Below are 11,597 nucleotides of genomic sequence, written 5' to 3'. Positions count from 1 at the left end.
GCTAGGCTAATTGTCAGGCTAAAAGCGCCTAGCTCCGCAGCCTTTACAAAAAACGCCGCATTGCGCGGCGTTCGTTGCACCAGCTTGGTCGCCGCGCGACTAGGCCTTCACAGTTTCTTCTTTGTAGTCACCATTTGGGCAGACGATTTGGACTTTACCGCGGCTGCGCTTTTCGACCAAGAAATGCCCGCACTTCGGGCAATCGCGGCCGACGGGTTTGTCCCAGGAAACAAAATCACAATCTGGGTAGCGCGAACAGCCGTAGAAGGTGCGATTGCGCTTGGATTTGCGTTCGACCACTTGGCCTTTGCCGCATTTGGGACAAATGACCCCGATTTCTTTGACAATGGCCTTGGTGTTGCGGCATTCCGGGAACCGCGAGCAGGCGTAGAACTTGCCGAAGCGACCCAGCTTGATCACCATTGGGGCACCGCAGATATCACAGTCAAAGCCAGCGGGTTCGTCTTTGATCTGCACCTTTTCGATGCCTTTTTCAGCAGATTCAACTTCCTTAGCAAAAGGCTGGTAGAACTGATCGATGACCTTGACCCAATCTGTTTTGCCGGTTTCGATGCTATCGAGTTCGGATTCAACCGTGGCGGTGAATTTGATATTCACGATGTCAGGGAAGAATTCATTGATCAGGTCATTGACGATTTCGCCAAGCTCCGTCGGTTCGAAACGGCGCGCGGTCATTTTGACGTAGTACCGCTTCTTAATGGTTTCGATGGTCGGCGCATAGGTACTTGGCCGCCCAACGCCATTTTCTTCCAAGGCCTTGACCAAGTTCGCTTCAGAATAGCGGGCCGGTGGCTGAGTGAAGTGCTGCGCCGGATCGGTTTTGACCAGCGTAGCTTCATCCCCGATGGCCAGCTCTGGGAGCAGGTTATCCTTGGCTTCTTCGTCGTGACTGGAGACATAGAGCTTAGTGAAACCGGCGAACTTGGTCTGACTCCCGTTGGCCCGGAAGGTCGCGCCGTTTTGTTCGAGGGTCACCTGCACCGTGTTAATCACCGCCGGCGTCATTTCGCTGGCGACAAAGCGACTCCAAATCAAACGATACAGCTTCATTTGGTCCTTGTTCAGAACCTTTTCCATTTGCTCTGGCGTCCGCATGGTGCTGGTAGGGCGAATCGCTTCATGGGCGTCTTGGGCGCCTTCTTGGAGCTTCCCTTGGCGGATTTTCACGGCCGCGTAGGCTTCACCATAGGCTTCATGGATGAAGTGCGAGGTTTCGGTTTTGGCGACATTGGACACACGCGTTGAGTCCGTCCGCATATAGGTGATGAGCCCGACCGTCCCGAGCTTACCACCTAAGTTGATGCCTTCATACAACTGCTGGGCCAGCATCATGGTTTTACGGGTCGGGAACCCGAGCTTGCGGTTGGCTTCCTGCTGCAGCGAACTGGTGGTAAATGGCGGAGCTGGGAACCGTTTGCGTTCCTTTTTCACCACATTAGTAATGGTAAATGGCTGCTTCTTGTTGATGCCGCGCAAGACTTCTTGCACCTTATCATTATTCGGCAAGGCCAGTTTCTTGCCATTCAGCCCATAGAAGCTGGCCGCAAACTTTTTGCTGGCGCCTTTTTTGAATTCAGCATCCAAGCTCCAGTATTCTTCTGGTTTAAAATTCCGAATTTCATTTTCGCGGTCGATGATCAGCTTCAGCGCCACCGACTGCACCCGCCCTGCGCTCAGGCCTTTTTTGACCTTCGCCCAGAGCAGTGGACTGATGGAATAACCCACCAAGCGGTCCAAAATTCGGCGTGCTTGCTGCGCATCTACCAAATTCATGTCAATGCTGCGCGGCGTCTTGAACGCATTTTTGACGGCGTCTTTCGTAATTTCGTTGAAGACGACGCGGTTTTTATCTTTAGGATCGAGATTTAAAATATGGCTCACATGCCACGCGATGGCTTCCCCTTCACGGTCCGGGTCAGCCGCCAGGTAGATGTGATCCGCTTTCTTGGCGTTCTTCTTGAGCTCCTTGATCACATCGCCTTTGCCGCGAATCGAAATGTACTTAGGCTCATAGTTGTGTTCAAAGTCGATGCCCATCTGACTCTTCGGTAGATCCCGAATGTGCCCCAGACTCGCAACGACCTTATAATTGCGCCCTAGATATTTCTCAATAGTTTTAGCTTTAGCTGGCGATTCCACGATGACCAAATTCTTGGCGGTCATGTGCGCCCCCCTTTCATTGGGCAGCTGCCCAAAAACAACAGCTATCATATTCTATACATTTTATGTTTGTCAAATAAAGGCGGCGGGGAGCAATAGCTGCCTTCGCCCGACCTGGGCAAAAAAACGGCGGATGACCTGCATCCGCTTGCCTCCTTTAACTATGCCTGTCTAGGGGAAAAACTGCAACTCATCCATAATATCGGCACCGGATTGCACCAATTTGGCGCCGACTTGAAGCAGCTCATTCGTGCCGGTGCCCAACACCTCGCCCATCCGGTTCGGCAGCGCAAAGACTTCCCGATTATTCTGCAGGGCATAATTAGCCGTAATCAGGCTGCCACTTTTACGCGCGGCCTCGGTGACCAACACCCCATGGGCCAGTCCGGCAATGATGCGATTGCGCGCCACGAAGCGATACGGCGCCGGCCAAACTTCGGCGGGATACTCGGAGAGCAGCAACCCTTCCGCTGCAATCCGCGCCTGCAGGTCAAGATTACTTGCCGGATAAACCCGGTCCATGCCATTTGCAATGACCGCGATCGTCGGCCAGCCGTGACTCAGAGCCACCTCTAGGGCAAACGTGTCAGCTCCAGCCGCCAAGCCACTGACAATTGCCAGCGGCGGCAGTTCATTGGCCAGTCGTTCCAACGCTTGACGCGTATAGCGCGTAGCAGTCCGCGCGCCAACAACCGCCAGCGTTAGCCGCGGCAGCAGGTTTAGCCGCCCGCGATAAAACAAGACCAGCGGCGGCTGATTACTTTCGGCCAGGCGCGGCGGATAGTTTGCATCAAAGCGCGTCAAGACTGGTTGTACCCGGTAACTCTCCCGCGCCTGTTGAAACCACGCGACATCATGGACAAAGGGCTGAATGGCCACCAGCGGACCCCAATCGGCCACGGTTTTGACCGAATCACTGGCCTTCAGTCGATGCCGTGCGATTTCTGCCCACAATTCATTCTCATGCCGCCAAGCCTTGGTATGCATCGCCAAATGCCACACGTAAACCAATTCACGTAAATCCATGTCGCACCTCCTGCAACATTAGATTACGAAAAAAGCCGCGCAATGCGCGACTTAATGTTTGGCGGCTTCTCGCACCGGGCTAAAACTCATCCGGTGAATTTCGGTGACGCCGTATTCGGCCAGACCCGTCAAGTGTTTTTGGGTGCCATAGCCTTTGTTGTCTTTCAAATCATAGCCTGGATAAATCTGATCATACATCGTCATCAGGCGATCACGCACCACTTTGGCCACAATGCTGGCAGCGGCAATGCTGATGCTGTTGGCATCCCCGTGAATGAGTTTGCGCTGCGGGACCGGGACGGGGACATGCATGGCGTCCACCAGTAAAAAGTCCGGCGCCACCCGCAGATGCGTCGCTGCCTCCGCCATGGCCAGCTCGGTGGCATGATAAATATTTTCGTGATCAATCATGTGGTTGTCGGCCACGCCAAGGCTAACCGCCAAAGCCTGAGACACAATCTGCGGATAGAGGCGCTCGCGTTCATGGGCGGTGAGCTGTTTCGAGTCATTCACCGGCAGCGCGCAACCATGCGGTAAAATCACCGCACATGTCACCACTGGGCCGGCGAGCGGCCCGCGCCCGACTTCATCGATCCCGGCGATATGGGGATACTGCGGCCACAATTCCCGCTCATAACGGCGGCGATAGTCCAAATCGGCGGCTTCAGCTTCGGCCTCGGCTTGGCGGCGTTCATACTGGGCAAGCAGGTTTTGAGCACCCACTCGCGGATCGGCGGCTAGTGCTTCCAGCAAGGCCTCAGTCGGCGCCTGCGCCAGTTGCTGTTTTAACTCACTCAGCGTGGCCATCAAAATCACCTGGTACTTCCAGCGTGAACGCGCCTAATTTGCCTTGCCGGGCATCGAAAATCAGCCGTTCCGCCGCGCGGTTAAAGGTTTCGCCAAAGCCCATTTTTTGACTCAGCACCACCATCAAATCAGCTGGCGCCAGCGCCATCTCGTCATCGTTCAGGTGATAAGCCCGCTTCAACGCCGCCGGGTAAGCCTGCTGAAAGAAGGTTAAGCCAAACAGCCCCACGCCGTCTTCTTGGAACACCGTGTCGGCGATTGCGCCGGTCAAGGCCAGCTTCTCGCCGACCAGTTCATCTTCGAATTTCGGCCACAAAATCCCCGGGGTATCCAGTAGCATCAGGGTGTCGTCAGCTTTCAGCCATTGCTGATTTTTGGTGACACCGGGACGGTTGCCGACCACCGCAATGTTTTTCTTGACGAGGCGATTGAGCACCGTCGATTTGCCCACGTTGGGGATGCCGATACACATAGCCCGCAGCGACGGATTGCGAATGCCTCGGGACTTCTGCTTTTCTATTTTGGCGGCCATCATTTGCCGCGCCAGTTGGGGAATTTGGTTAAGGCGCTTGTCATGCTGGGCGTCGATGGCGATGGCCTCATCCCCTTGCGCCCGGTAGTACGCTAGCCATTGCGCGGTTTTATTCGAATCGGCCAAATCCTTCTTATTTAACACCATGATCCGCGGCTTTTGCCCGACAATCTGGTTCATCATTGGATTGCGGCTCGCTTCTGGTACCCGCGCATCGACAATCTCTAGCACTAAGTTGACTTGCTTCAGCTTTTCTTGCACTTGGTTGCGCGCTTTGGCCATATGGCCGGGAAACCATTGAATGTTTGCCATGTATGTTTCTCCTTATGTTACCTGCCCATGAAAAGGCGGCTTCTCCAAGTGAGAAGCCGCGACTGGAATCTGCTGAAATAATTATAACGTAGAAAGCAAAGTTGCGCCAATTGCTCAGCATCATCAGAGAATGAGCATTCGCGTGATTGCGATAAAATGAGCGCCAGGCAGATGACCAACCCTCACCAAATTAAAAACCGTCTGCCCGAAAGTTTGGCCAGGCGTCATCAATTTACGATTAGACGAGGGCCATTTGCTAATCTAGGTTTCCTTCATACAACAGCGGCTTGCCAGCAGCGTCAACCAGCACGGTCAAACCGCCACCTGAGCCAATCGACACACTAAGATACTGGACCCGCGTCTGGCAATCAACGAAGACATCGACAACATGCGCTCCTGCGGTTACCGGTTTTTCGACAATGATGAAACGCTTCTCGTTCTTAGCCATCATGCACCTCCCTATTAACTGCCTTCAATTGTGCCCAATTCGGCAAATTGTTGCAAGCCGTTTTCTACAACAAACTACCCAGCCACGCACCAATGATCAAGGAGACAATCCCAGCACCTGCTGTGCCAAAGTAATACCATGCGAACGCGCGGTAACGCCGATTCCGCAATAAAATTAACGCGTCGGTCATGAAGGTGGAAAAAGTTGTGTACCCACCACACACGCCAGTCAACAACAATAGTGACCCCGTTTGCGGCAATGCAATCATCGCCAAGCATCCTGCCAATAAGGCACCGCTAGCATTGATCAGAAGCGTCGCCACCGGCACCCCAGGCCACCAGTTCTTGCCTAATTGTGTCAGGATATAGCGCATTACTGCGCCAACCCCAGCACCTAATGCAACTAATATCACCATGTTTTGCGCCGCCTTCCCCAAGCTTCAGCGCATAAATACCCGCCAAACGCCGCAGCTAAACCAACCACCAGCTCAATGAAGAAAATTCCGATTGCATACACCGGCGACTGGCCGACGTGTTGGTAAAGGTTCAGCACCATGGTCGAAAACGTCGTGAAAGCGCCGATAAAACCAGTCCCCAACGCCAAAATCAGCCAGCTCGGCAAGTCGATGTACAGTGCTAGGCCATAAGTGACAAATGCCAGCAAAAAGCTACCGACCAAATTCACCGCCGCAGTGCCAAACATCGTATCGGCATCATTGAGCCACAAGCCGATTCCCCAGCGGGCGACTCCACCGAAGCAGCCGCCGATGAACACCGCCAAAATATCCTGGTATCGCAATCGCTGCATGAAACTTCCTCCTAAAACACGGCTACAAAACGCACGCAGCCGGACAGTGACACTCATCAAAATTTAATATAGCGCCTCGCATTATAGCAAAACATGGCATTGCGAGACAAGTGATTGCTTCCAAGAAAATTTCAGAAAGTTTATTAGCTTACTTGCGCAAAATTTTGGAAGGGAGTATGCTTTGGGCGTTAAAAGTTAATCGGCGATGACGTTCGCCACTAAAACTAATTGGTAAACCAATTTGATGACGTCTACTGCACAGGTTCTGTGTGCAGTAGACGTCATCTTTTTTTTACCGGAAGGAGCACAATTATGTCAGTAGTGATTGAATCTGTGAAGGCGCGCGAGATTTTCGATTCCCGCGGCAACCCAACTGTTGAGGCCGATGTTATCTTGTCAAATGGTACGCTTGGCCGCGCGGAAGTACCATCTGGTGCATCGACCGGCGAAAAAGAAGCCGTCGAGTTGCGCGACGGCGGCGACCGGCTCCAAGGCAAAGGCGTCTCAAAGGCCGTGGCCAACGTCAATACCGAGATCAACCAGGTTTTGCACGGTGCCGACCCCTTCAACCAAGCCCACATCGACCAGCTGATGATCGACTTAGACGGCACACCTAACAAGGCACGCCTAGGGGCTAACGCAATCTTAGGGGTGTCAATGGCCACTGCCCGTGCAGCAGCCAACGCCTTGCACACACCGCTGTATCGCTACCTCGGCGGCACCGACTTGGAGCTGCCACAAACGTTCCACAACGTGATCAACGGTGGTGAGCACGCCGACAACGGCATCGATATTCAGGAATTCATGATCACCCCAGTCGATCGTTCCAGCTTCCGTGATGGCTTCGAGAAAATCGCCAATACCTACCACACGTTGAAGAAGGTAATCGAAGAAGCCGGATACACCACCGGTCTTGGGGACGAAGGTGGGTTTGCGCCGGACCTCAAGAACTCCGAGGACGCCTTGCAAATGTTGCATGACGCCATCATCAAGGCAGGCTACACACCTGGCAAAGAAATCGCCATCGCCTTTGACGCAGCTGCATCTTACTTCTACAACCGTGAGACTAAGAACTATGACTTTGAAGGCAAGCGTTACACCCCTGCCGAACTAGGCGAATACTACATTCACCTGCTGGACAAGTTCCCAGAAATTATCTCCATCGAAGACCCGTACGGTGAAGAAGACTGGGGCCATTTCGCCAACTTCACCCAAAAATACGGCGACCGAGTGCAACTTGTCGCAGACGATCCGGTCTGCACCAACCCAGCGCTGATCAAAGACGCTATCAAGCAAGGCATGGCCAACAGCATCTTGATCAAGCTCAACCAAATCGGCACGGTTACCGAAACTTTGGAAGCGATCCGCTTAGCGCGCAAGAATGGTTACACCACGATGATGTCCCACCGTTCTGGTGAAACTGGCGACACCTTTGTCGCTGACTTCACCGTTGCCACCAACGCTGCGCAACTCAAGTCCGGTGCCCCAGCCCGCTCCGAGCGCGTGGAGAAGTACAATCAACTTTTGCGGATTGAAGAAGAACTGGGCGCTGATGGCACGCGCCTAGCCCACTTCCCAGATTCAGTTGACTTCGACTGAGTCCAGATGGCGGTATCCGGTGACTGACTGGTGCCGGCATGCTATTTCAAAAAGAAAATAGGTGTCTATGATGAAAAATAAAGTAGTATTGACAGGCCTTACTCAAGCAGAAGCCCAAAAGCGTCTGGCAGCCAATGGTGCAAACACCGTCACTGAACCACCATTCAACTTTGCCAAGGCAATTCTGACCCGGCTGTGGGAACCCAATGCATGGATTCTCGAAGGTGCCCTATTGATCGAATTGGTGTTAGGCAAAGGAATCCAGGCTGGCTTCATTGTGCTGATGCTGCTTTTTGCGGCAGTAAACGGTGCGATCCAATCCCGCCGGGCTAATACCGTGCTTAGCAGCCTATCTCATGACCTGACGCCAACAACAGCGGTCAACCGTGATGGCAAATGGCAACGCCTAGCGTCACAGAAGCTTGTCGTCGATGACTTGATTAGCATTCGCCAAGGAGACATTATCCCCGCCGATGTGCGCCTGCTGACGGATACGCTGGAAATCAACGAAAGCTCGATTTCTGGTGAGTCCGACGCTGTCAGACATCAGCCCGGCGATACCGCGTATGCCGGTACCGAAATTCTCTCTGGCAACGCCTTGGCCGTCGTTACCGCCACTGGTGCGAACAGCCGTTCAGGTAAGACTATCAGTCTGATCAACCAAAGCTCGGCACCTGGCCACCTACAAAAGCTCTTAGGTAAGATCATCGGTTACTTGGCAATTCTCGATGCTTTGCTGGCAGTCATCTTGATTATCGCCGCTGCCATCCGACACGAAAACTTGGTTGAAATGCTACCGTTTCTGGCCATGCTTTTCATCGCCACCATTCCAATTGCCATGCCGTCAAGTTTCGCGGTGGCTAACTCGGTTGAAGCCAAGGCTTTGAGCAAGAAGCAAGTTCTAGTCTCCGACCTTACTGGGATTCAAGAGGCAGCTAACATGAACCTCTTACTGGTCGACAAAACAGGCACCATCACCGCCAATAAACCGTCAGTGGTCGCACTCTACAATTTTTCTGATTACTCGGACACGACCGTCGTACAATTCGCTGCTAGTGCCGCCGACGCGCACAACCAAAGCGTGGTCGATGCTGCAATTCTCCACTATGCGCTAGCGCAGCATATCGCACCATTAGTGCAACAACAGTTCACGCCGTTTAATTCCAGCACCGGTTACTCGCAGGCAACTGTCACAGCCGGCGCAACTTCTGCGACCGTTCGACTCGGCTCTTTAAAAAAGCTCGTCGCCCAGACGAGCAACCATCCAGATTTAAACGCGATCGACTACGCTGCTGGGCGGACCACGGCAATTGCCGTTGGAGATCAACTCATTGGGCTATTCATTCTGCAAGATCAACCGCGAACCGATTCAGCTCAGGCCATTCAGTCCATTCAATCCCGCGGGGTCAAGGTGGTCATGCTGACTGGTGACAACCAGAAAACTGCTGCCGCGGTTGCAGAAACGGTCGGACTCCGTGGCCAGGTCATCTCATACACGGACCTGACTGATGACACCAAAATTACCGAACTAGCTGGGATTCCTGATGTCGTACCCGAAAACAAGCTAGCCATAGCTAAACGGATGCAACATGAAGGTTACATTGTCGGTATGACTGGCGATGGGGTCAACGACGCGCCTGCCTTGAAGCAAGCCGACGTCGGTATCGCCGTCAGCACTGCCGTAGATCTTGCCAAGCGCTCGGCGCGCATGGTCATGCTGACAGACGGCCTGACCCCGATTATCGAGATTCTCGACGCCGGGCACCGCGTCTATCAACGTATGATGACCTGGACAATCACCAAACTGTCGCGCACCGCAGAGTTGACGCTACTACTCACATTAGGTTATCTAATTTTCCACTTCATTCCGCTAACCTTAAACGCGATGATTCTGGTCGCAATCCTTAATGACTGCGTGACCCTAGTACTCGGTACTGATCGCACAACAATCAGCTACCGGCCAGAAAGCTGGAACCTGGCCAAGCTTAGCAAGATTGCTGGCATCCTGGCTCTGGGCTGGTCAGCGGTCGGATACGGTTGGCTAACTTGGTTACAATCGCTCGGTCTTACCACTGCTCAAGTCAGCACCGGTCTTTACGTCTATCTGATTTTTAGCGCGATGTTGACGATCCTGATGACCCGCACCAAAAAGCCATTCTGGGCCAGCAGACCCAGTCATGCCGTGGCGATAGCAATCGGTGGCAACTGCGTACTGACGCTGGTTCTGTCACTAACTGGCTGGGGAATTGCTGCAATCAGCCCAGCCTTGATTGGCCTAGCAATCGCAATCACAATATTAACGGGGATTGTGCTGACAGCGATTCGATTTGCGGCACACATCTAACGAACCTTCACCAGATTTACTCGCGTTTGAACCCATCGGCCAGTGCATACTGGCTGATGGGTTTTTGCTTTCCTAGTAAATACCCGGGTACTATTCAGCCAAAGGTCTGGGCAAAAACGTGGGCAAAATCTGAATTTAGAGAGCAGTTAGCAGTCACCACTCAGTTTGCTCATGAAAACAGCGCCGAATCGCGGCGCTAAGCAAGCTTCATTATCGCTTAGGGGCTATCTCGTTGCGAATCCAGCCTTGTGATCAAACATTAGCACGCAAGCAGACCCGTGATGCGTTAATCGGAATGAACCTGACCGATGAACTGGCGATAACCACCAAGCCTCGCCGACTCGTTGTGACGGCTTTTTAGCCTGTGATCTGCAGCAGGAGGCATCCCTCAAATTAGCGAAAATATATTTTCATATAATGCTTTTGCTGGTGAAACTTATGTAGTAAGATAATAGCGATATATCAATATGCTTATTCATCAAAAAAGATAGCCGGCCGGCTACTAAGATTAATAGAACGAAACAGGAGTTGCATATTCGTAACAGATCCCTGTTGAACCTCTAAAAATCTTATTCATCGGCCGGCTTTTTGTTGCCTAATTCACTCATCAAAACATTTGGAGGAAGTAATCATGCCAGAAATCAATCAAAACGGTAACACCGTCGTTAATGTCAAAAAGAGTCGCAATGGCTCATGGATTGATAAAGAGTTCTCGGCCAGCGTCTTTTTGTTCTTCATCAAAGGCCGCATCTCAGTGGACTATCGCGGGGTGCACATTACCGAGCAGAATACAATGCTTGGCATCATTCCTGCTGGCCAGAACAAGCAAACGATTCCGCTCAATAATATCTCGGGCGCGTCAATCTCCACGGCCTACAAGGCCAGCCGTTTCTTCTGGGGCGCCATCTTAGCCATTCTTGGTATCTTCACCCTGCCAAATTCGCCACTGTTTGGCATCATTCTAGCCGTGGTCGGGGTCGTGATGTTTGCCAATGGCATCCTGACCAAATTATTCATCGAAAAAAGCGGTACTGCCTATGCGCTAAGCGTCCCTTTCTTCAACAAGGCAGACATTATTGCCGTTCAGCAGGTCATTGAACAAGCGCTTGAAGCCAACGCATATAAAACTGACAACAGCCTATATATGAAGCGCCTGAATGAAGAAGACATGAGTGATGTGCAGTAGAATCAGCTGACCAACCGCGAATGAGTCAAGCCAGCAGTGCTTGACTCGAGCAGGAATCCATCACCGTCGGCCAACTCAATATCAGAGAAAGCGAGTCACACGATGAAAAAAAGCACTTGGCATCTTCTCATCAGTGCCTTGGCGTTGATGAGCGTCATCTTCATGTTAAGCGGCTGTACAAGCAAAAAAAGTGGCACTTCTTCAGCATCCCCAGTTTACAATTCAAGTGCAACACCCTGACGACTAGACCAAAAAGGCCATGAAGACCTATTCTTGTTAGTACTAGCTAAACAAGAAAGCAGGAATCTTCATGACCCACTCTCAGACTAACACCCACAAGCATTACCAACAACTC

At 52.3% G+C, this 11,597-nt stretch carries 10 protein-coding genes and 1 riboswitch; of the genes, 3 read left to right on the top strand and 7 right to left on the bottom strand.

All coding sequences use genetic code 11. The features are described from left to right. Positions 1-99: 99 nt before the first annotated feature. From topA to EKM90_RS00020, 7 genes are all read right to left on the bottom strand, one after another. Positions 100-2,184: a type I DNA topoisomerase gene (gene topA / locus EKM90_RS00050; protein WP_125578967.1), complete on the bottom strand. Its 2,085-nt coding sequence runs from the start codon at positions 2,182-2,184 to the stop codon at positions 100-102. A 168-nt stretch (positions 2,185-2,352) separates the two neighbouring features. Then, on the bottom strand, positions 2,353-3,207 hold the full coding sequence (gene dprA / locus EKM90_RS00045; protein WP_125578966.1) for a DNA-processing protein DprA: 855 nt from the start codon (positions 3,205-3,207) through the stop codon (positions 2,353-2,355). Between the two features lie 51 nt (positions 3,208-3,258). Next, positions 3,259-4,014 (bottom strand): ribonuclease HII, encoded by a 756-nt coding sequence (locus EKM90_RS00040; protein WP_125578965.1) that lies wholly within the window; start codon positions 4,012-4,014, stop codon positions 3,259-3,261. Next, positions 3,998-4,858: a ribosome biogenesis GTPase YlqF gene (gene ylqF, locus EKM90_RS00035; RefSeq protein ID WP_125578964.1), complete on the bottom strand. Its 861-nt coding sequence runs from the start codon at positions 4,856-4,858 to the stop codon at positions 3,998-4,000. Before ylqF ends, EKM90_RS00040 begins: the two co-directional genes overlap by 17 nt. Positions 4,859-5,114: 256 nt before the next feature. After that, positions 5,115-5,306 (bottom strand): DUF6440 family protein, encoded by a 192-nt coding sequence (locus EKM90_RS00030; protein WP_125578963.1) that lies wholly within the window; start codon positions 5,304-5,306, stop codon positions 5,115-5,117. Between the two features lie 64 nt (positions 5,307-5,370). After that, on the bottom strand, positions 5,371-5,721 hold the full coding sequence (locus EKM90_RS00025) for a fluoride efflux transporter FluC (protein ID WP_125578962.1): 351 nt from the start codon (positions 5,719-5,721) through the stop codon (positions 5,371-5,373). Continuing rightward, positions 5,715-6,113, bottom strand: coding sequence for a fluoride efflux transporter FluC (locus EKM90_RS00020; protein ID WP_125578961.1), 399 nt, complete (start codon positions 6,111-6,113; stop codon positions 5,715-5,717). Before EKM90_RS00020 ends, EKM90_RS00025 begins: the two co-directional genes overlap by 7 nt. Before the next feature lie 192 nt (positions 6,114-6,305). Beyond that, positions 6,306-6,374: riboswitch (Fluoride riboswitch) on the top strand. A 51-nt stretch (positions 6,375-6,425) separates the two neighbouring features. Here EKM90_RS00020 and eno point away from each other — a divergent pair. The 3 genes from eno (at position 6,426) to EKM90_RS00005 (ending at position 11,242) form a co-directional block, all read left to right on the top strand. Further along, complete coding sequence (gene eno / locus EKM90_RS00015) at positions 6,426-7,712, top strand: phosphopyruvate hydratase (RefSeq protein WP_164507783.1); 1,287 nt, start codon at positions 6,426-6,428, stop codon at positions 7,710-7,712. A 70-nt stretch (positions 7,713-7,782) separates the two neighbouring features. Further along, a complete protein-coding gene (locus EKM90_RS00010; protein WP_125578960.1) occupies positions 7,783-10,056 on the top strand; it encodes an HAD-IC family P-type ATPase in 2,274 nt (757 codons plus the stop codon). Positions 10,057-10,687: 631 nt separating this feature from the next. Beyond that, positions 10,688-11,242 (top strand): hypothetical protein, encoded by a 555-nt coding sequence (locus EKM90_RS00005; RefSeq protein ID WP_125578959.1) that lies wholly within the window; start codon positions 10,688-10,690, stop codon positions 11,240-11,242. The last annotated feature ends 355 nt before the right edge of the window (positions 11,243-11,597 follow it).

It is taken from the genome of Lacticaseibacillus suibinensis (genome assembly GCF_003946175.1).
Classification (GTDB): domain Bacteria; phylum Bacillota; class Bacilli; order Lactobacillales; family Lactobacillaceae; genus Lacticaseibacillus; species Lacticaseibacillus suibinensis.
The sequence above is the reverse complement of the archived record's forward strand: the minus strand, read 5'-3'. Positions and strand labels throughout refer to the sequence as shown.